The following is a 22,070-nucleotide window of genomic DNA, read 5'->3' on the forward strand; positions in this document are numbered from 1 at the left end:
ATATAAATATATAAATTATTATATATATTATCGAATAAAGAGGAGTACAAATGATAAAATGGGACGATAGCTATAATATTGGCATTGAAACTATAGATGAGCAACACAAATATTTATTTAAATTATGTAGAGATTTAGAAATTCTACTTGAAACTCCAAATGTAATTCATAAGGTAGATGATGCGCTTAAAATTGTATGTGACTTTAGAAATTATGTGACTTATCATTTCTATTATGAAGAGATGTACTTTAGCATAGTAAATTATAATTACCTAGCAGATCATATTGCTGAGCATAAAGAATTTAAAAAGCAAATCTTAGATATTAATGTATCTAATTTTTATAAAGAAAACTACGATGAATTACAAACATTAATTAACTTTTTATATGGTTGGATTTTTGATCATATAACTAAGAAAGATATTAACTTAAAAACTTTAGTTGAGTAGAAATTTAAAGTGGCTGTTTTCATATTAATAAATTAATATGAAAACAGCCTTATTTTATAAATTAATACTAAAAATTTATACTAATATAAACATGTTCTTGATGTCTTTGTAATTGGCTCAATATTTTTACTATAACCCTGCTAATAAAAATACACTTGAAACTAATATAACAACTGATACTATTGTAATGGATAACTTTATTACAAATTCCTTTCTAAATGTTCCAAATAACATAATTAGGTTTTTCATGTCTAACATAGCTCCAAATATTAAAAAAGCTACTACACTACAAAAAGGATATTGATTTAATAAATTTTTACCGATAAACGCATCGACTTCTGAACATAAAGATAAAAGAAATGAAAGCAACATCATAAATATTATAGATAGCATCTTTCCATTTGATATATTATCAAATATACTGGTTGGCACTAATACTTGAAATGCCGTTGCCAAAAATGCTCCAATTATAAGGTACTTCATAATATCTAAAAATTCTTTTATAGAATGCTCTAAAAGCAATTTAAACTTATTTCCATCACATTTCATCATTCCATTATCATTACATCCACAACTACAATATGATTTATTGTCTATTAATCTGTCCATCAATAAATATTGTCTTCTGCCTTGAAGCAAGGTCATTATAACTCCTATAAGAATTGCTCCAACAAATCCTCCCACCGTTCTTGCTATTACCATAGATATGTTATCATTAAACGCCGTATATGTTGACATTATTACAATGGGATTTATTAAAGGCACTGCCATCATAAATGTCATTGCAAATCCAAGAGGTACTCCTTTTTTAATTAAGGCCCTTGTTATAGGAATTATTGCACATTCACATATTGGAAATATAAGACCTATTAATGCTGCACCAAAATATCCTACAATATTATTTTTAGGAATACACTTACGTATAGTTTCATTTGATATATATATTTGCATCACACCTGAAATTATAGCTCCTAAAACAATAAAAGGAGTTGAATCCATCATTATGTCTATAAATGTATTAAAAAATTTTTCCATTATATTTTTATCATACATATCCAATTTATATAGCCCTATGATACTTAGAAATATGATAAATACTATTATTAAAAAATTTCTATTTTTTTTATTTTTCACTCTCTTTTCTCCTTAAATATTTTGAAGAATTATTTATCTTAACTTTTATCTTTTTAAAAAAAGCATTATCTAATATTTCACTTTCTCTAAGCAATGAATTAAATGATTCCCTATTTTCAGCCTCTAATATATACGCTGATGGATTTATATTGTTTAACATATTTTTAGTATTTTCTATATTTTCTTTATTACAATTTTCAGTATTATTTAAAATTATCAAGTTTGAAAGTTCAATAAATGGAACCAAAAAGTTGCCCATATTTTGCACATATGATTTTAAATTTCTAGTATCACCAATAAAATATATCCTGTCTAAACTCATGCTGTTTTTATATATCTTTTTATCTATTATTTTAAATAAATCTTCTAAATTGTAAGTTCCATTAAATTCAATTATTATTCGATTAGGAAAATATTCTCTTATTAAAGCAATCATATCTTCATTTAGTTTTTTTAAATCATTTTGTTTATAAATTGTTACTAAACCACAATCTAAAACTTCCTCAGATATTTTGTTTTCTCCATTTTCTAGTTGTATTACTATTATTTTTTCACCTTTTACATAGCTTTCTTTTATCAAAGAATTTATAAAACTTGTTTTTCCGGCGCCTAAAAATCCTGTAACTATTTCAACCTGAATTTTCATTTTAATATCCCACCTTAACTAAATAAACGAATCAGTTCTTTTTTATTTAAATTACTTCCTATTATAGAAATTACTTTTTTATTAGCCCATTTTATTTTTCTTCCTTGAAATTCATTAGGTACATAATCAAATTGATAATATTCACCATTTATAACTTCAACAATACCCTTAGCTCTTATTACATTTCCATATTCTTTGTTTTGTTCAATTATTTTAAATTTACTCTCTAATTCTTCTTCACTAGTTTTACTATTCAAATCTATAGGATAGCTTTCAAAAACATCCTTTGCACAATGATTATGTTCTTTTCTAAAAGAAGCATGTTTAACTATTTTACTTATTATAAATTCATTTTTGTTATATAATGCTTTGTCATCAACACCTACTATTTTATTTATTTCTTTTATATCCATATCTAACAAAGACTTGCTTACTATTTTTGCAGTACTATTTATCTTCCTAATAGAACTAATTACACTTTCTAGCTCTTCTTTGCTTACTAGTTCTGTTCTACTGAAAACTAAAACTTTTGCTTTTTTTATTTGGTCTTTATAGAATTCATCGAAATTATTTAAATACATATCGTATCTTTGAGCATCTATTACTGTAATTATTCTATTTATTGAAAACTTTTCTTTATATTCATCTTTATTTAATATATTTAATATTTCACTTAATTTTGCTACACCTGAAGGTTCAATTATAATATTTTTAGGATTGTATTTTTCTATTATTTCTAGTACAGAATCTATAAAATTCCCTGTTACTTGACAACAAATGCACCCTGAATTTATTTCTTTTATTTCTATATTTCTTTCCTTTAATATAGTTCCATCTATTCCAACTTCACCAAATTCATTTTCTATTATTACTGTATTCTCATCATAAACCTTATTTGCTAACAAACTTTTTATAAGCATTGTTTTACCGGCTCCTAAAAATCCTGAAAATATATCTATTTTACTTACCATAAATTTCTCCCTCCTTATACCCTTTATATTTATTTATAATTAAATCAATATAAATATTACTTAATTTCAAATATTTTTTCTTTCTATTAATAATTATTGATAAAATTCTAAAATTATGTTATTTTTAATTAAGGTATGTTACGCTAACGTTTAAGTTAATACAATTAGGGAGTGATTATATGTATGATGTAGATGATTTTTTTAATCATCCAGAACATAGGATGTATATAAAATACGAGCCTTTTTATCTTACACCTAAAATATTCTATTTTTTATGTGAAGCTAAAAGTATTTATAACATGATTGAAGCAGCCAAATCTAATAGACCTGCTCTTGAAGGTGTTATTCCAGAAATTGAAGATTTTTTTGAAGCTGGAATGCCTGAAGATATGTTTAAACAAATGATTGGACGTATGGTTAAATTTATTCTTAGAGATTTTGGATGTTTTCCTCTTGAAAAAATCCCTACTCTTAAAAGAAAAAATACTATATTTAAATCTGGATTAAAATACACTTATGATGAATCTAGAGCTAGAAGAAAAATTGAAGTTCATTATGAAATAGTATAATAATGCTATGTTTTAGCAAAATGTCTATATATGCATAAGTAAAGCTGGACTGAGTAATTATACTTAGGAATACTAAAAATGAGTATAGTCCCATTTTAGCTTGCTCCCAATATAAAATTGAGACAAGCAGTAAATGTGACAATACTCATTAAGTATTCTCAAAGTCCAATTACAATGCCACTTTGCCTATTGCATATATAGACATAAATTTAAAACATAGGAACAGAATAGGTGAATAACACTTTCTAAAAATATATGTTTTAAAATTCTAATGTAGATTTTTTCCGCAACTCTTTACTATCAACTTTAAACTAGTATTTCTTCTCTATACAATTTTCTTTTCCTTAATAAATATAGATATATAGATAATAATACCGTTCCTTTTAAAATACTACTTACGCTTATGCTCCACCATATTCCGTCTAAGCCAAGGGCATTTGGATTACATAAAAGATATGAAGCTGGCACTCTAGCCCCTGTTAGTAATATCCCTATAATTGATGGCATGTATGTACGTCCAAGTCCATTAAATGCACCTGTTATTGTAATCTCTATACACATAAATAATTGTGAATAACCTAGTATTCTTAAATATACAGTACCTTGTTTAACTGCTTCTGGATCATTTAAGAAAAATGAAAATATATATTCTCCTCCTAATATTAATAAAAGAGAAGCAAGTATTCCTATAATCACAGCCATAACCATAGTAACTTTTACGCCCTTATTTATTCTATTATACTTTTTACTTCCGTAATTTTGTCCAACAAAAGTTCCAAGTGCAGTGGAAAACCCACCTGCTGTCATCCATGATATAGCTTCTATTTGTGAACCTACTTTTTGAACAGCTATAGGTACTGGTCCAAATACTGCTATTATTCTTCCTATACACATAGAGAATATAGTAAATAATCCATTTTGTATTCCTCCAGGTAATCCTATATTACAAAGCACCTTTATATAATCCATTCTAGGTCTTGTAAATACATTTACCTTTAAATACTCTTCTTTACCTTTAATCATAACAAATATGAAACTTAAACTTACTATTACTTGAGCAATTACTGTTGCAATAGCCGCTCCTGCTACCCCCATCTTTGGAAATGGTCCTATTCCTAATATTAAAACAGGATCAAAAACCATATTAAATGCAAGTCCTATAGTATTTATTACAAATGGTGTTTTACTGCTTCCAGCACCATTAAATATTGCAGTAAATACTGGATTTATAAAATAAAATATCATCCCTATTGCTACGATGACTAAGTATGTTTTGGACATTAAAATTACTTCTGCATCACCTAAGTTAAAAAATCCTATAAGTTTATCACTAAATACTAATAAAACTACTGTATATAAAATTGAAAGTACTAAATTTATTTGAATAGCACTTACTATGTACGACTTCACTTTCCTTAAGTTATGCTCTCCCATCTTTTGTGCAACTTTTATCTCTGCTCCTGTTTTGGAAATCATAATAAAGGCCATGGCAAGCCAAGTATAAAACCCGGCTGTTCCAACTCCAGCAACGGCTTTACTTCCTACTTTTCCTATCCATATCATATCCGTCATATTGTATGCCATTTGTATAAAAGAAGTTCCCATAATAGGCAAAGCCAATTTTACAAGTTTGGATACAATCTTACCTTCCGTTAAGTCAATTCTTTTTTCCATATTAATGTCCCCCTCCCTTTTTTAAATTTTAACTATAGAGTTAAATGTTTATTATATTTTTAATATGTAACGATTTCAAAGTCTCAAAATTAGAAATAAAATCTAACCTGAGACTTAGTAAGAATCTTATTGTACTTAAATTATTATATAAGAATATATGAATATGTCAAAAACTTTTTTAATTTTAGTATATTTTAAAGTTTTATTAATATATCTATAAGTGTATTAATATAAAATTTAGGGGATGTTACAAATATGAATTTTAGTGAATATATGAAAAATTCTACTAAAAACATTGTAATTTCAAAAGTATGTTCACTTTTAGAAAAGAATCCATCAAAAAATATGGACAAATTATTTAATTTATCTATTAATCTTATAAAAGATAATGAAAATAAAAAAAAGATAAAAAATGCGTATACTTATTATAATGATACCCCTTTAGTTAAAAGTTTTGTTGAAAACATATTATTAAATATAAATCCTAATTTTCTAAAAAAATTCACTATAAATTTTTTCAACTATGTTTTTGACAATAAAAACCACAGTTATTTCCCTTTTTTTGTTATGAATTTATCACCAAAAGATAAGTGTAATGAAATTACATATAGTGACGTTGATACTATTTTAAATAAAGTCAAAGAAAATAAAATATATTATGTTTTCATAATCGGAAAAGAGCCTTTTTCTATTGATTTCTTATATAATATTTATAAAAAATATTCTGATATAGTATTTATTCCACTTACAAATGGAGAACTATTAACCCCAATAATTTGCAATAGATTATATTCTTCATGTAATGTTATACCTATAATTTCTCTTGATGGCTTTCAGGAGGACACAGATTATGAGCGTGGGATTGGAACTTTTGATAAAATCATGTCTAATATGGATTTACTTAAACAAAACTCAATCCCCTTTGGAATATCATCAAATATTTCTCTTGATAATATAGATATTATAACTTCTAATGAATTCATAGATATGCTATTAAATAGAGGAGCTTTTATAAACTTATATTTTTATGATTCTATAATAAATGAAAAAAAACAAAAATTAGAACTTTATGCAAAACTAAAAAATTTAAGAATAAATAAATCCTGTTTTCCTTTAGATTTTCTTGATAACTCCATAAATTCAAAAATCCTTATAGATAAAAATGGGCTTTATAATAATGAACTCAAACTGAAATTTAATAATATAAAATATTGTTTTAACTCATGCTCTTTAAGGATTTAAAATTGATACTATGTTTTAGCAGCGTGTTAATATATGCATAAGCAAAGTGAACTGAGTAATTAAACAATTCCACTTTCCCTATTGCATATATAGACACAGATTTAAAACATATTCAAAATTTAAATAAAAAAAAGTTAGAACCCTATTTCTAGAGTTCTAATTGTTTTTATATTGAAAATTTATTTTTTGTATTACAAAATGGACATTTAACTATTGCCTCATACTCCGTTATTATTCCATCGCTACCTATAGTTTCTCCTGTAGCTATTATCTCTTGTGCTTGCATACCTTCCCTTTTAATATGCTCTGGTGATTTTTCACCATAAATTATACAGTTCCATTTCACAATATTATGGCATGCATTACATTTGTTTTCTTTATTGACCACCTTCAATTTTACCCACTCCTCTCATATAATTTTATTATATAAGATATGATAAAATTCCTTCTATATTTTACATATTTATAATTGTAATATTTATAAATATGTAATTGCTTACTTCAGCTAATTTTCAATTGAATTTTTTAACATGTTTTCACTTACATATACCAACACATCTCCTCAAAATCTAGCATAAGCATAAAGTGGCTGTGCCACGCTTTCAATTCCCAACTAGTAATTTACTCATATACTTGGGTTTTATAAGGCTTTTAAACTTAAAAATTTCTATAATCTTCCACATGATAAAAAGCTGTTTCAAATTAAACAAAAAATTTGAAACAGCTTTATAATTTAAATATATTCCTTACTTAGTTAAATATAAATGTAATAATTTAATTGTATTTTCAAATGCATTGTAATGAGTTCTTTCCATTCCATGTGATGCATGAACGCCAGGTCCTATAAGGGCTCCGCGAATATCATTTCCGCCCTTAAGTGCTGCTCCTACATCTGATCCATACATTGGATAAATATCTACTGCATAATTTAAATTATTATTTTTTGCTAAATTAACTAATGTAGTTACCATATTATAATCGTAGGGGCCTCCAGAATCTTTTGCACATATTGAAACATCATATTCTGTACAATTTAAATCATCACCTATACATCCCATGTCTACAGCTATCATTTCTGTTATATCCTTTGGAATATATGATGAGCCATGTCCAACTTCTTCATAAACTGAAATAAATATCTTAGTTGTAAATTTAGGAGTTATCTTTTCTCTATTAAATAACTCAAGTAATCCCATTAAGCAAGATACACTGCCTTTATCATCTATGAATCTTGATTTTATGAATCCACTTTCTGTTATTGTTGTTTTAGGATCAATAAATACAAAGTCTCCTGCACAAACTCCTAACTTTTCAACATCTTCTTTAGATTTTACTACTTCATCTATTCTTATTTCCATATTTTTAGGTTCACGTGTTTTGCTTGAGCTATCTTCAAAAACATGAGCTGCAGGACTTGTACTTAAAAATGTACCATTGTAAAGTTTTCCTTCTCTAGTTCTTATGATGCAATATTCTCCATCTAATGTTGGAACTATTGGACCACCAAGCAAAGTAAATTTTAATTTTCCATCACTTGTTATTGACCTAACCATTGCACCTAGAGTATCTACATGAGCAGATAGTCCTATTACTTCATCATCTGATTCACCTTTTACAGTTATTATTCCACAACCTTTTCTTGTTGTTTCAAATTTATATCCAAACCCTATTGCAATTTCCTCTATCTTTTTCATTATGTCAAAGCAAAATCCAGTAGGACTATTAAATTCTAATATTTCTTGAGCTGTTTTTAAAATATATTCTTTATTAATATTCATAAAATTCTCTCCTTTTCTACCAAAATAAAACTAAAATCCTAGTATGGATAATAATAGAAATATATTGCTCTATCAGTAGAATATGCTGAATCATCATAGTATACATTTCTTATATGGAATATTTCATCACCAAATTTATCTCTTTGATTATCTACTATATAGGCATATTGATTATCTCTCCATCCCATAAATAAATAGACATGAGTGTGACCATTAGTATATAAAATATCTCCTGGCTTTAATTGTGTAAAATCACTTGATGCTATGAATCCTTTTTCTTTTAATAATCCTTCTAGTTCATAAGTATTACAAGTTTGTTCTGGTAACCAAACTCCATTTCTTCTTAAAACTTCTGACAAGAAATATACACAGTTATTACTTGTATCCCCATCATGAAGCTCTACTGCCTTATTATGAACACTTAATTGATTGCTAGTATTTGTCATATATTTAAATGCATTATATTGAACATTAGAATGAGAATAATTACTAGATATAGTTGCAACTTCCCCATTAGGTTGAACATATGTATTGTCATCAATCCATGTGTTTTTAATTAGTGTTCCATTAGAATAGAATTTATAATTTTTACCGTCTATAATCATATCTTTTCCAGATATCATAATACCATTTTGATCTAAATAATATCTATTATTGCCTTCATTTAACCAACCGCTAAGCATTATTCCACTACTATCAAAATAATAGTATTGATTGTCTATTTTTGTCCAAGCAGTGGCCATTTCTCCATTAGAATTTAAATAATATTTTTTTGAATTCACTTCTATAAATCCTGTTAACATTTCACCATTTTCATTAAAGTAATACTTCTTGCCATTAATTACTTTCCATGTGTTTTTTAGTAACTCTCCAGAAGTGTCATAATAAAACCATTTATCTGATTCTTTTTGCCAACCAATTTTTAATGTACCATCTTCATTAAAGTTATATGTTTTACCATTAACTGTCATAGTTTCTTTAACTCTATCACCGTGTCTATCTAAGTATGTCCAATTTCCCTTCAAGAAATGTAATCCTTCTTTTAATCTTACTTCATTGCTTTCAACATCAACATATTGATATTCACCTTTAATTATCTTTTCTTCGAATTTTTCTGGTAATTCTCTAAAATTATTGTCACCTAGATCTATATATGTCAATTTAGTTAATTCTGTTATATTATCAGGAATTTTAGTTAATTTACAGTAATTTAAATTTAAATATTCTAAATTTTTCATTAACCCTAATGTTTCTGGTATCTCGCCTTCTAATCTTTTGTAATGCAAATCTAGTTTTTTAATCTTTAAAAAATCTTCTTTTGTAAGATCTTTAAAGTTTTTATTAAGCTGATCTGCAACCTCCATATTAAGCCAATTTCTGTCTGCTTCAAACTTATCTTCTTCAGAAATCTCAATTTTAGTATTTGCATTGTTATCATATGCAAAGGCTTGTACACTTCCACTACAGATGGTCATTAATACTGCAGTTCCTATTATAAGTAATTTTTTCTTCATTTACGTTTCTCCCTTCATAATCCTAGTAAATTGTACCATTTAATAATACAGCAAACAAACTCTAAAAAGGGACTATATTATTAAAATTTGTAAAAATTAAGATAATTTTAATTATTTATTCTACACTTTTATTTCAAATATTGACACTTCAGGTACATTCATAAATCTAAATGGTACTTTGGTATTTCCTATTCCTGAATTTACATATAACTGTGTATTTCTTGGCGTATCAAGATTATATAATCCATCCCTATACTTTTCTGCTAATGGAGGCGTTACTATTTCACCTAAAAAAGGAATTTTAACTTGTCCACCATGACTATGACCAGCTAAAATTAAATCAATATTATATGATAAAAACTTATCACTTAAATCAGGTTCATGTAATAGCAATAAATTATAATTGCTTTCTTTTATATTTCTTGTAGTTTTTTCAACATTAGGACTTCCTAAAAGTGCATCATCTAATCCTAATATACTTATTGTTTTTCCAAAATCTAATTTTACATTAGCTTGCTCATTTACTAAAATCTTAAATCCACTATCTTCCATAACATTTTTATATATGTTTTTTGCTCCACCACCATAATCATGATTTCCGTATATGGCATATTTCCCAATATTAGCATTTAGTTTTTTTAATATAGGCACTACCTTAGATGTATCTTCAAATTTACTTGCATTATCAAATAAATCCCCTGTAAATACTATTATATCTGCATTTTGTGAATTCACCTTATTAACCAACTTCTCCAATTTATCAATAGTGTAATATTCCCCTAAATGAATATCACTTATTTGAGCAATCTTAATAGTATCTTCGTTTTTAATATTACTAGAATTTTTAACCTCTATATTTTTAACACTCAATAAATTAGGCTCTACATAAATTGAGTAAGCAAATATTCCAAAACAAATTGAAGGTATTAATACAATTGTGATAAATATTCTTTTTAAAATTTTCTTTAGTGTTCTCATTCCCTATATCTTCTCTCTTTCATGTATTATTTGCTATTTTTTATCTTATGATAACATAACTTTATAAAATAAATCTAACAGAACTATTAATTGTTTCTTATTAATTATAACTTTTAATTAATTTATTTTTTCTTCTAAATAAGTTAAACTAGAATTTATGATATTATAATTATAGTTATTTTAAATTATTATATCTTAAGTACTTATTTGTTCCTAATAGAAAATAACACTAAAATTTATTTCCTAATTTCTATTACATTATAAATATTGCTTTAACACAAAATATTAAATTATTTACTAAAGGAGATTGAAAATTATGGCAAAAATAAAAAAGACTAGTTTATTTTTAAGTATAATACTAGTAATTCTTTTAACTATAAGTGCTACTTATTACATTGGCTTTTATCCTAAAACTAAAGTTATAGATATTAATACTTCATCTAATTTTAATGGATTGACTCTACTAGATAGGTTATCAAAAAATGATTTAAATTTATCATCTAAAGAAATATCACTTGAAACATCTTTAACACTTTCTGAAGAAGACTTAAGTACTATGTTTATTGGTTTAATTAAAGAAAGTAATAATAAACTTTCAAATTTAATAACTGGATTAAAAGTAGATATAGATGAAAACAAACTCAATGTGATCTTTCATTTAAAATATAATGGAATTCCTTTAGAGGGACATTTAGTATTCAATGCTTCTGCTATAAATGATAAGTGTGTTCTTCATTACCATAGTGGTAATGTTGGTTTCATTAACATAAATAAAGATTTGATTTTTTCTAAGTTACGATCTAATGATGTTGTAACCTTTGATAAAACTAATGGTGATATTATTCTTTCTATAAGTAATATTGATAATATCAAGGTTAAAGATATACAAGTACAAGATAATAACATAATCATTACAATAAAGGGAAGCCTTACTTTAGATGATTTAAATAAGTTAAAATTAAATTAATCAAAAAAAGAAGTTGGTTACTAAAAAATCAACTTCTTTTTTATATCTTAAATTTATTATATTTGTGCTATGTTTTAGTTTATTATGTAAATATATGAATAATCAAAGTGACATTACATATATCAACACATATTTAAAACATATCCCAGTATTATTTTTCTGAATATAATCTATTTATGGCACTAAATATTGCTTTAATTGAAGCTCTAGTGATATTGCTATCTACACCAACTCCAAAAGTCTTTATATCTATATCTCTTCTTTCCATATAAACATATGATGCAGCTTTTGCTTCTGAGCCTGTACTTAAAGCATGTTCTGTATAATCTATAATCTTAGTATCTATTAAATTACTTGAAACCAATGCTTTCTTTAATGAATCTATAGGTCCATTTCCTAATCCTTCAAGTTCTAAATCCTTACCTTTATGTTTTAATAAAACCTTAACTTTAGTATCAGCTTTAGAATCTCCGTTATTTACATCTGTAATTGTATAATTAATCAATTTAAATGGCTCATCAATATCTAAGTATTCTTTTTCAAATTGCTTCATTATTTCATCTGGAGAAATTTCTCCTATCTTTTCAGATAACTTCTGTATAACATATGCAAATTCTTTATGCATTGTCTTTGGAAGTTTAAATCCAAAGCAGTGGTCCATAACAAATGCAATTCCACCTTTACCAGATTGACTATTTATTCTAACTAATGCTTCATATTCTCTTCCTAAATCACCTGGATCAATTGGTAAATATGGTACTTCCCATACGCCATTCTTTCTTTCTTGATACTTTTTCATACCCTTATTTATAGCATCTTGATGTGAACCTGAGAATGCTGTAAATACTAGTTTTCCTGCATATGGATGTCTTACATGTATTGGTATTTTCACACATCTTTCATAGATATCAATTATATCATTAACATTCTCTAAATTTAAATTAGGGTTTGTACCATGAGAAAACATATTATATGCGATATTCAAAATATCAACATTACCGGTTCTTTCACCATTTCCAAATAAAGTTCCTTCTACTCTATCAGCTCCTGCTAAAAGTGCTAATTCTGCATCTGCAACACCAGTACCTCTATCATTGTGAGGATGTACACTTAAAATTATCCTATCTCTATCTTTAAAATTTTTACACATCCACTCTATTTGATCTGCATATATATTAGGGGTATCCATTTGTACAGTGGATGGAAGATTTATAATTATCTTATTATCCTCACTTGCTTCCCATACATCAGCAACAGCATCACATATTTCTAATGCATAATCAACTTCAGTTCCTGTAAAACTTTCTGGTGAATACTCCAAAAGTATTTCGCCCTCAAAGTCCTTTGTATATTCTTTTACTAATTTAGTTCCTTCTATAGCAATTTGTTTAATTTCATCTTTACTCATATTAAATACTACGTCTCTTTGAAGTACTGACGTAGAATTATATATGTGAACAATAGCCTTTTTCACACCTTTTATTGCTTCAAAAGTTTTACTTATTAAATGTGGCCTAGCTTGTGTTAAAACTTGTAATATTACATCATCTGGAACATGTTTTTCATCAACTAATCTTCGTAAAAAATCATATTCTATTTGCGACGCTGATGGAAATCCAACTTCTATTTCTTTAAATCCTAATTTTACAAGAAGTTTAAACATCTCTATTTTTTCATCTACTGTCATTGGATTTATAAGGGCTTGGTTGCCATCTCTTAAATCAACACTACACCAAATAGGTGCCTTTTTAATTAAGTTATTTGGCCATTGTCTTTCTTTTAATTTAACTGTTTCAAATCTTCTATATTTTTTATAATTTAACATTAAATCATCTCCCCAAAATAAAATAAGTTTTTAAGATCACTACTTTCTAATGAGAAACAGTCCCTCAACAACACCATATAACTTCACAATAAAAATAATTTTCTTGTCTACTTTCTTAACCCCATCTAAAACACCTCTTTATATTATTAAAACTTAAAGTTATATTACCACTTTTTTAACTATTTGTAAAATATTTATTGTATTTTCTATATACATCATTAATTATTTCATTTATTTTTTATAAAGTTATCAACAAACTCTTAAGTTATATTATTTAGTGTTACTTTTTGTCATTTTTAAAACTTTTGAATATATTATTATTAAATCAATCTTTTTGAGGTAATCTATGAATATTTTTTCTCCATTATTATTATCACTTTCATCACATTTAGATACTTTTAGAGTTTCAAATTTTTGTAGCTTAAAAAAAGTTTCTATACAAAAAGCACAAATTTTAATTATTTCAATTATTACAACATTTGCAACATTTATTTCTATGTGTATTGGAGAATTAATTAGTAAACTTTTATTAAAAAAAATAATAACTCCATTTGGATGTGTACTTTTAATATTTATAGGGGCTTACTTTTTTGTTGAACATATAAGACTAAAAAAGAAAAGTCGTAATGAAGATACATCTTACTATGTAGAATATAACTCAAAATTTGGTTTGCTATTGAAAGAAGGAAACCTATCAGCATTTGATTATTCTAATTATATAGGTTTTAAAGATACCTTATCATTGTCTATTTTTCTTTCAAAAACAAATATATTATTAGGCTTAATTGCAGGACTTCTTAATATAAGCATACCTTTGAGTATATTTTTTAGTTTCATAATAAGTATATTAATGATTTTGATGGGAAATTTTATAATAAAATTTTCCTTTTCAAGTTGGCTAACTAAAAATTTTTACGTATTTTCAGGTATTCTTTTAATTTTTTGGGGACTTTGTGAATATTTAATATAATAAATTATAAACTTCATTTGCATAATTAAATAAATCTACTTTATAAATAATACATTAATTAAATCCATATTTTTTAATTATATTTAAAAAAACTAAAAAGGTCTAACTTTGCTTAAAATCAAGCAAAGTTAGACCTTTTTTAATATACTATTACCTTTTCTAAATCCATTATTGCATTATAAATCATTTTTCTTGTTATTTCATAAGGTACATGCTTTATATCATCTGTTTCCATTATCTTATCAAGTACTTTATCAAATTCCTTTTCTTTTACCTCAATATCAGCTAAACATATTGGAAGTCCAATACTCTTATTGAACTTATAAACTCTATCACGTTCTTTAAATTGCTTGTCACATGTAAGCATAACCAAAACACCATAAGAAACTATTTCACCATGTAAATGATTCTTCTCTATATTTTCTAATGTAGTACATCCATAATATACTGAATGAGCAAGACAACTATTGTAATCATTTTTTACAAGAACGGATACAAATCCTGTAGTAATTATTATGTTAAGAATTACTTGTTCTAGCTCGTTTGATACTTTATTAACTTTAACATCTTCATAAGCTCTTTTACCATATTTCAAAAGTGGTTCAGCACAATTGCGGCTTATATTCACTCCCAAAAGATTAGTATGATCAAGTTCATCACCTCTTGAAGAAAATGTACATTCATATTGTTTTGATAATGCATCTCCTATACCAGCCCATATAAAATTATTTGGTGCTTCTGCTATTATTTTAGTGTTAATAAAACAATGCATTGGTGATTTTTTAGTAAAATATAATTCTTTAAATACATGATTAGCATCATAAATTACTGTTGTTTCTGTTATTGCGGCACAATTTGAAGCTATTGTAGGAAATACAAATATTGGTTGTCCTGTTTGATCACACATTGTTTTGCTTGTATCAACACTTCGTCCTCCACCAACTGCAAATATCATATCAGCATTTGCAACTATTGGATTTTTCTTAAGCCTCTCTACATTTTCATATGAAGAATCTCCCCCAAACCATACAAAATCTACTATCTCTATATTTGAACCTTTAACCCCTTCTAAAAGTTCTTTCTTAGCTTTTGCTATTGCTGTTTTGCCACCAACTACTACTGCTTTCTTTCCATAAGATTCACAAATTTTAGGGATTTCTTTGTAAACATCACTCCCTATACTATAACTTGGTAAAAACAAACTATAACTACTCATTTTTTTACCCCCTAATTATTTTTTGAATATGACTTATATAATTTTTATAAAAAAGACCTTATCTCTATTAATTAGAGACAAAGTCAAAAACTCTGCGGTACCACTCTATTTATCACTTGAAAAGTAACCCCTCAAAATATCTCTAGGAAATCCTATTTAATATTTGGCAATATAACGGTTGCTACCGATCTTGCTTACACAATAATTATATCTTCAGCTAACTACTCATGAGTGATTTTCAATTCTTTTACAAATCTTATCTTTCAGCAAATGATAAGCTCTCTTTATAAGTAATCTAAAATTTACTTTTCTCAATCAATGTATTTATTGTTTAATTTTTCATAATTGTATCCCTTTATTTTTATACTGTCAATAATCTTTCATATTTTTTATCAATTATATAAAAAATATACTGTATTATTAATATTTATATTATTATTAGAAAATTTACTATATCTATTTTAATTATTTTTTTATTACATCTTGCATGCTAGTACTTATGTATTTTAATCTTTAGTTAAAATTCCCCCTTAAAGTAATGCTATTTCAAACTCAGTAATAAATATTTCTAAACTTTTAAACCTTCTCTCATGCATTTTATAAGCAAATTCTTAAATTCTAAAATTTATTTATTCTAAAAATCTAATATTTTTTTCTTCTTTATAAGTTTTAATAGTTCCAAAGAAACTTCTAATTCTTGTCTTAATATTAATGATTTATTATTTTCCATTACATAAAATTTAGTACTCATTTGAGTTTATAAAAGCATATAGTCTTATTCTTATATTTTCATTTGAAAATATAAAAGTATTATCACCAAAATTATAGTTGATAACGTTTTATTCATAACTAAATTGAATCTAATTTAAGATATTAAACATTAATAAACATTGTTAAACTTAGCTAATCATATTATTATATTTATATATTAGGTGATGGAGTTCGCCTTTAAACGCGTAATGCTAATGACTCCTACAAAAAGCAGGTATATCCTGTTTCTTTGTAGGAGTCATTTTGTTTTCAAATATATAATAAGGAGTAAATTTAATGATTAAAGACAAATTAACGAAAAACACTAAAAACTTAAGTACACTTATTGGAATATCATTTTTAAAATGGATTTTTTTAGGCGCTATTGTTGGCTGTTTAACTGGTTTAGCTGGAGCTCTATTCTTAAACAGTTTAGAAATTGCTACAACTCTAAGAAATAATAATCCTTGGTTATTATTTCTTTTACCATTTGGAGGTGCCTTTGTTAGCTTTTTATATTCTAAATATGGGAAAGCATCTTCAAAAGGAAATAATTTAATTATAGAAAAAATTAATACTAATAATGGAAAAATTCCTCTTCGTATGGCTTCTTTAGTATTTTTAGGTACTTTCATTACGCATCTTTTTGGTGGTTCTGCTGGTAGAGAAGGTACTGGAGTACAAATTGGTTCAAGCATCTCTGAAGGTGTTGGCCGTTTATTTAAATTAGATAAGGTAGATACTAAAATTATTTTAATGTGTGGAATTAGCAGTGGTTTTAGTTCTGTTTTTGGTACTTCACTTGCTGGTACTATATTTGGTTTGGAAGTTGCTGCCCTTGGAACTATGAGTTATCAAGCTTTGATTCCATGCTTTACTTCAGCTTTTGTAGGAAATATAGTAACTACAGTATTTGGAGTTTCTCATTCACATTATAATATATTAGAAGTTCCTACTATTACATACATTGTTGTATTTAAAGTGATTATTGCAGCAATTTTATTTGGATTAGTAAGTAAATTATTTAGTGAGTTAACACATAAATTAAAAGATATATTTTCTTCTAAATTTAAGAATGCTGCAATTAAAAGTATGATTGGCGGATTTATAATAATTATATTAACTTATTTAATAGGAACAAGAGATTATCTTGGCCTTAGTTTACCTTTAATAAATAATTCTTTTACCCAAGATGTTAGTCCTTTTGCATTTTTTAATAAATTAATATTTACTTCATTTACTCTAGGAACAGGATTTCAAGGTGGAGAAGTTACTCCTTTATTTGTTATAGGTTCAACTTTTGGTAATGCTTTATCTGGTATGCTTCATGTTTCTCCATCATTTTTAGCTGCATTAGGTCTTATCGGAGTGTTTGCTGGAGCTACAAATGCTCCTATAACATCTTTTATTTTAGGACTAGAACTTTTTGGTGCTCAAGGAATTGAATTTATGTTTATGACATGTGCCATAAGTTATTTATTTTCTGGTCATTCAGGTATATATATTTCTCAAAAAATAGGCATGAGTAAAAGTACGTTAATTAAAGTTCCTAAAGAATCCACACTTGCTTACTATAAAAATAATTCTAATTCATATGTAAAATCTAATACAGATAACGATGAGGATTTTGCTGTAAATTCATAATAAATAAAAACTGAAGTAATCCAAATTGAATGATTACTTCAGTTTTTCTAATTTTATTATTTAACACTTAAAAATCAGAAAAATTTATTATTAGTATTATTTGTTTCTATTTTAGTTCTATCAAGATATTGTTTATTCTCTTCATATGATTTAACTTTAGATTGAGACATATTACCTGTTTGTTGTATTAACTTATCTTTTTTACTCTTAGACATACACTCCACTTCCTTTCTTTAATATTTTTACTCAAAGAAAAGAAGTTATCCTTTGTATTTTATTACTTATCTTGCAGTTTTTTAGATTTCTACCTCTAACTAATCAATAAACTCAGTTATAATTATTAATTAATCTCTTCAATTCCATATTTATTATAAAATTGTATTATATCCTCTAATAAAGTATCCCAATTTTTATTGCTAAATAATTTTTGTTTTACTTTATCTTCTATTTTACTATCTTCAGTTTTAATTTTTATATCTTCATTCCAAGTAATTAAATTTTTAATAATAGACTTATCAAATTCTGATAAAAATCCCTTTTCTAAAATAGTTTTCTTTATGTCTTCACTTTTTATATTTGATAATTCTTCTAACAAAGTAAGTTCATATTTAGTTTGTTTAATTATCAATTTATTAGTTGCTATTTATATCATTTAAATTATAAGTATTAATAAAGTTAAAACTCCTAGAACTATAGATGTATATTTGTATACTCTATTTTCAAATTCTTTATTTCTTTTTGTAATTATTTTTCCACTTGTTTTTATGTCTTTAGAAAGTTTGAATCCTAAAATTATTTCACTAAATATAAATGCAAAAAAAGGATATAATGTAATTAATAATTGGAAAATTATTTGTGTTGCATAAAGATTAATAAATCCTAAGTACACTATTGAAATTAGCATACATATAAAATATGTAACTGATAAACCTTTTACTTTTTCATACACCCTTTCCCAACTTTGATCACTATATGTAGCTGTCTTTCTGAAGTTATATAATTTTTTATCATCATACACATGACTTAAATTTTTTTCATCTAATATACATTTTAAATCTTGCATAAAATGCTCTATATTTTCTAACACAACAGTTAATCTAATATTCTTTTTTTTACTTTTAATCTTTGTCCATCCTCCAAAATACCTTATAGATGGAAATTGTATAGCTTGTATTTCTTCATATTTAATAAAAGTTGTTCCTTTAATACTTTTATATATTATTCCTGAATCAGTAAGCTCTACACTAACTTTTTTAAATTTCCTAAACATTACAAAATAAAGTAATAAAAATTCTAATCCTATTATAGTCAATATAGCTAATGTTATAATTGCAAAAATTCCAGCAAAAAATAACATATCTTCATTTATTGATTTAAGACATGATATTACGCCAGTTTCTATTAATATTGATAAAACAAATCCCATCATTAATAATAAATATTTACCTGGATTTCTTAAATGCTTTCTGTAGATATATTCATTCACGTCATCATCCCCCTAATTATTTTTTTACTTAAAATACATCTTTATAGTTTTACGCCTATTTATAACCCTCCCTCTGTTTCATAACCAAATATAAAATCCATAATTCATTAAACTAATACAAAAAGATAATTTTTTAAATTTAGTTTTCAATCTGTTTATTTATTATAAAAAAAGTATTTTATACCAATTGATTATCGAACTCTTTTTATCTATCTTTACAGTGATATTTTCAAACAAATGCAATAAAGTAATTACATTTTCTAATAAAATACTTTAAATATTTTTCATATTAATGCACATAATATACTCAAAATATAATTTTTTCTATATGTGCTAACTCTTATAAAGTAATTATAAGACTACGTTCTTATTTATAGTATCAATTATATCGAGTATCGCTTTATTAATATTAATTTAATGTAATATAAGGTAAAATATTAAAACTTCTATGTTTTCCTGAAATTTATACATTTTTCTAATTATTTTACTATTTTTTTCACCAATTCTTATTTTTCGCAACATTAAAATAGTAATTTATTAATTTCAATGAAAAATTACATATAAAAATTCCTCCTGAAACCTACTAATATAAGTTTTTCAATTTAAATGTATATTGAATTTTTTATTATGGATGATATAATAAACTTGCACTTTTGTGTGGGTGGGCGAGGGAGATTTTGAAAGTTGGTCGAAAGGATGAATAAATTTTTTAAATTAAATGAACACAATTCTACAGTAAGGAGGGAAACTATAGCCGCACTTACATCATTTTTTGCTGCTGTTTATATAATTATCGTAAACTCTAGCATATTAAGTGATTCTGGCATACCTTTAGAACCATTAATTATTGCAACGGTTCTATCTTCATTAATAGGATGTCTTATAGTCGGTTTTGTTAGTAACGCTCCTCTAATCATTATGCCCGGTATGGGAATCAATGCACTATTTACTTATACTGTTGTAAAGACTTTAGGTCTTACATTTTATCAAGCTCTAGCAGCAGTAATAGTATCAGGAATTTTATTAACAATAGTTGCACTTACTCCACTTGCTAAGACAATTACAGAAGCTATTCCAAATAATTTAAAAGAAGCTATTACAGTTGGCATTGGACTTTTTATTACACTTATTGGATTAGCAAAATCAGGTCTTATAGTATCTGATCCTTCTAATTTGTTAAAGATTGGAGATATAACTAGTCCTGAAGTTATCGCATTCATGATTATTATGATTATTACATTAATATTATTTATTAGAAATGTACCTGGTGCATTCTTAATTTCAATTATCGTAGGTACAATTATTTCTATATTTATGGGAATTGTAGATTTAAGCAATCTCACATTTTCTCTTCCTAATTTCGGAGCATATAAAGATATATTCTTTAATCCTGACTTTAGTGCTATATTAACTCCAAACTTTTGGATTTCTACATTTTCATTAACATTAGTTTTAATATTTGAAAATATAGGATTATTGCATGGTCAAGTAAATGGAATGTTAAAGGCTCCAGAAAAATCTGGAAAAACTTTAACATCAATAGGATTTTCTGTTATTGCATATGGATTTTTAGGAACTTGTCCTCCTGTTTCTACAGTTGAAGGAGCAGCGGGTATTGCAGCTGGTGGAAGAACTGGATTAACATCAATAATAACTGGATTATTATTTTTACTTTCATTATTCTTCATACCATTTATATCAATAATTCCAAATGCAGCATTAGCTCCAATTCTTATTATCATAGGAAGTTTAATGTTCCAAAACTTAAAACAATTAGACTTTGATGATTTAACAGAGTTAATACCAGCATTTATAGTAATAATATTAATTCCATTAACTTATAGTATTGTAGATGGAATAGCCTTTGGATTTATTTTATATCCTATATGTAAATTATTTAGTAATAAAAAGAAAGATTTATCAGTAACTATGTGCATAACATCTGCTATCTTCTTTATTTACTTCTTAATCCAAGGTTTTATTCATTAATATATCAAAGAAGTGTTGCTCCTGATTAAAACCAATCTGGAGCAACACTTCTTTATTCATAGAAACTTCTTAAAACTCTTTCATTAAATTTAAACTCATTAATCAAATCTTTTTGTGTATCCACTAAAAATCTAAATAAATCATCACTAAATAGACAATACTGTAAATCAAATTCCTGTGAATGACCTTGCTCATATCCTGATGAAACAATATGATTTTCTATTGCTTTTTCTAGATTTCTCTCCTTAGGTAACAATTCTCTTCCCCC

Annotated in this window: 21 protein-coding genes, 1 riboswitch and 1 other annotated feature; of the genes, 7 read left to right on the top strand and 14 right to left on the bottom strand. The window is 25.8% G+C overall.

The genetic code is table 11. The features are described from left to right. The first annotated feature begins 50 nt into the window (after window positions 1-50). On the top strand, window positions 51-449 hold the full coding sequence (locus RYM86_RS01285; protein ID WP_315076764.1) for a hemerythrin domain-containing protein: 399 nt from the start codon (window positions 51-53) through the stop codon (window positions 447-449). Between the two features lie 129 nt (window positions 450-578). On the opposite strand, the gene RYM86_RS01290 is transcribed toward RYM86_RS01285, so the two are convergent. Genes RYM86_RS01290 through RYM86_RS01300 form a run of 3 tightly spaced genes read right to left on the bottom strand, consistent with a single transcriptional unit; the run spans window position 579 to window position 3,200 of the window. Next, a complete protein-coding gene (locus RYM86_RS01290; RefSeq protein WP_315076767.1) occupies window positions 579-1,583 on the bottom strand; it encodes a permease in 1,005 nt (334 codons plus the stop codon). After that, window positions 1,573-2,229 carry a GTP-binding protein gene (locus RYM86_RS01295; RefSeq protein WP_315076770.1) on the bottom strand — a complete coding sequence of 219 codons (657 nt, stop codon included), beginning with the start codon at window positions 2,227-2,229 and terminating at the stop codon, window positions 1,573-1,575. The genes RYM86_RS01290 and RYM86_RS01295 overlap by 11 nt, the downstream gene beginning before the upstream one ends. Before the next feature lie 14 nt (window positions 2,230-2,243). Beyond that, on the bottom strand, window positions 2,244-3,200 hold the full coding sequence (locus RYM86_RS01300; protein ID WP_315076773.1) for a GTP-binding protein: 957 nt from the start codon (window positions 3,198-3,200) through the stop codon (window positions 2,244-2,246). Window positions 3,201-3,379: 179 nt separating this feature from the next. Between RYM86_RS01300 and RYM86_RS01305 the strand changes: the two genes are divergently transcribed. Next, window positions 3,380-3,769, top strand: coding sequence for a hypothetical protein (locus RYM86_RS01305; protein ID WP_315076776.1), 390 nt, complete (start codon window positions 3,380-3,382; stop codon window positions 3,767-3,769). Between the two features lie 306 nt (window positions 3,770-4,075). On the opposite strand, the gene RYM86_RS01310 is transcribed toward RYM86_RS01305, so the two are convergent. Next, window positions 4,076-5,443, bottom strand: coding sequence for an MATE family efflux transporter (locus RYM86_RS01310; protein WP_315076778.1), 1,368 nt, complete (start codon window positions 5,441-5,443; stop codon window positions 4,076-4,078). A gap of 255 nt (window positions 5,444-5,698) precedes the next feature. On the opposite strand from RYM86_RS01310, the gene RYM86_RS01315 reads away from it, so the two are divergent. Then, complete coding sequence (locus RYM86_RS01315; RefSeq protein WP_315076781.1) at window positions 5,699-6,685, top strand: Fe-S oxidoreductase; 987 nt, start codon at window positions 5,699-5,701, stop codon at window positions 6,683-6,685. A gap of 166 nt (window positions 6,686-6,851) precedes the next feature. Here the strand turns inward: RYM86_RS01315 and RYM86_RS01320 are convergent, their stop codons facing one another. The 4 genes from RYM86_RS01320 to RYM86_RS01335 form a co-directional block, all read right to left on the bottom strand. After that, window positions 6,852-7,073 (bottom strand): carbon monoxide dehydrogenase, encoded by a 222-nt coding sequence (locus RYM86_RS01320; protein ID WP_315077440.1) that lies wholly within the window; start codon window positions 7,071-7,073, stop codon window positions 6,852-6,854. Window positions 7,074-7,431: 358 nt separating this feature from the next. Continuing rightward, window positions 7,432-8,463, bottom strand: coding sequence for a M42 family metallopeptidase (locus tag RYM86_RS01325; RefSeq protein ID WP_315076784.1), 1,032 nt, complete (start codon window positions 8,461-8,463; stop codon window positions 7,432-7,434). Window positions 8,464-8,501: 38 nt separating this feature from the next. After that, a complete protein-coding gene (locus tag RYM86_RS01330) occupies window positions 8,502-9,977 on the bottom strand; it encodes a leucine-rich repeat domain-containing protein (protein WP_315076787.1) in 1,476 nt (491 codons plus the stop codon). Between the two features lie 120 nt (window positions 9,978-10,097). Continuing rightward, window positions 10,098-10,955: a metallophosphoesterase gene (locus tag RYM86_RS01335; protein WP_315076788.1), complete on the bottom strand. Its 858-nt coding sequence runs from the start codon at window positions 10,953-10,955 to the stop codon at window positions 10,098-10,100. 316 nt (window positions 10,956-11,271) lie between these two features. On the opposite strand from RYM86_RS01335, the gene RYM86_RS01340 reads away from it, so the two are divergent. Beyond that, entirely contained in the window at window positions 11,272-11,922 is a 651-nt protein-coding gene (locus RYM86_RS01340) for a hypothetical protein (RefSeq protein WP_315076790.1), read from the top strand. A 151-nt stretch (window positions 11,923-12,073) separates the two neighbouring features. Here RYM86_RS01340 and leuA read toward each other — a convergent pair whose 3' ends face one another. Continuing rightward, window positions 12,074-13,747 carry a 2-isopropylmalate synthase gene (leuA, locus tag RYM86_RS01345; protein WP_315076792.1) on the bottom strand — a complete coding sequence of 558 codons (1,674 nt, stop codon included), beginning with the start codon at window positions 13,745-13,747 and terminating at the stop codon, window positions 12,074-12,076. Window positions 13,748-14,093: 346 nt separating this feature from the next. Between leuA and RYM86_RS01350 the strand changes: the two genes are divergently transcribed. Beyond that, window positions 14,094-14,717: a hypothetical protein gene (locus RYM86_RS01350; protein ID WP_315076794.1), complete on the top strand. Its 624-nt coding sequence runs from the start codon at window positions 14,094-14,096 to the stop codon at window positions 14,715-14,717. Between the two features lie 139 nt (window positions 14,718-14,856). Here RYM86_RS01350 and RYM86_RS01355 read toward each other — a convergent pair whose 3' ends face one another. After that, window positions 14,857-15,933 (bottom strand): iron-containing alcohol dehydrogenase family protein, encoded by a 1,077-nt coding sequence (locus RYM86_RS01355; protein ID WP_315076796.1) that lies wholly within the window; start codon window positions 15,931-15,933, stop codon window positions 14,857-14,859. A gap of 70 nt (window positions 15,934-16,003) precedes the next feature. Beyond that, window positions 16,004-16,261 (bottom strand) — a binding site (T-box leader). A gap of 594 nt (window positions 16,262-16,855) precedes the next feature. Further along, a riboswitch (Fluoride riboswitch) is annotated at window positions 16,856-16,915 on the top strand. Window positions 16,916-16,980: 65 nt separating this feature from the next. Between RYM86_RS01355 and RYM86_RS01360 the strand changes: the two genes are divergently transcribed. Continuing rightward, entirely contained in the window at window positions 16,981-18,327 is a 1,347-nt protein-coding gene (locus RYM86_RS01360) for a voltage-gated chloride channel family protein (RefSeq protein ID WP_315076800.1), read from the top strand. Window positions 18,328-18,401: 74 nt separating this feature from the next. Here RYM86_RS01360 and RYM86_RS01365 read toward each other — a convergent pair whose 3' ends face one another. From RYM86_RS01365 to RYM86_RS01375, 3 genes are all read right to left on the bottom strand, one after another. Continuing rightward, window positions 18,402-18,542 (bottom strand): hypothetical protein, encoded by a 141-nt coding sequence (locus RYM86_RS01365; protein ID WP_003374653.1) that lies wholly within the window; start codon window positions 18,540-18,542, stop codon window positions 18,402-18,404. A 125-nt stretch (window positions 18,543-18,667) separates the two neighbouring features. After that, window positions 18,668-18,955, bottom strand: coding sequence for a hypothetical protein (locus tag RYM86_RS01370; RefSeq protein ID WP_315076808.1), 288 nt, complete (start codon window positions 18,953-18,955; stop codon window positions 18,668-18,670). A gap of 24 nt (window positions 18,956-18,979) precedes the next feature. Continuing rightward, a complete protein-coding gene (locus tag RYM86_RS01375) occupies window positions 18,980-19,813 on the bottom strand; it encodes a hypothetical protein (RefSeq protein ID WP_315076809.1) in 834 nt (277 codons plus the stop codon). Between the two features lie 696 nt (window positions 19,814-20,509). On the opposite strand from RYM86_RS01375, the gene RYM86_RS01380 reads away from it, so the two are divergent. Beyond that, window positions 20,510-21,802: an NCS2 family permease gene (locus RYM86_RS01380; RefSeq protein WP_315077442.1), complete on the top strand. Its 1,293-nt coding sequence runs from the start codon at window positions 20,510-20,512 to the stop codon at window positions 21,800-21,802. Between the two features lie 52 nt (window positions 21,803-21,854). Here RYM86_RS01380 and RYM86_RS01385 read toward each other — a convergent pair whose 3' ends face one another. Beyond that, window positions 21,855-22,058, bottom strand: a complete 204-nt coding sequence (locus RYM86_RS01385) for a hypothetical protein (protein ID WP_315076811.1) — start codon at window positions 22,056-22,058, stop codon at window positions 21,855-21,857. Between the last annotated feature and the right edge of the window lie 12 nt (window positions 22,059-22,070).

It is taken from the genome of uncultured Clostridium sp., from assembly GCF_963527835.1.
In the GTDB taxonomy this organism is placed as follows: Bacteria; Bacillota; Clostridia; order Clostridiales; family Clostridiaceae; genus Clostridium.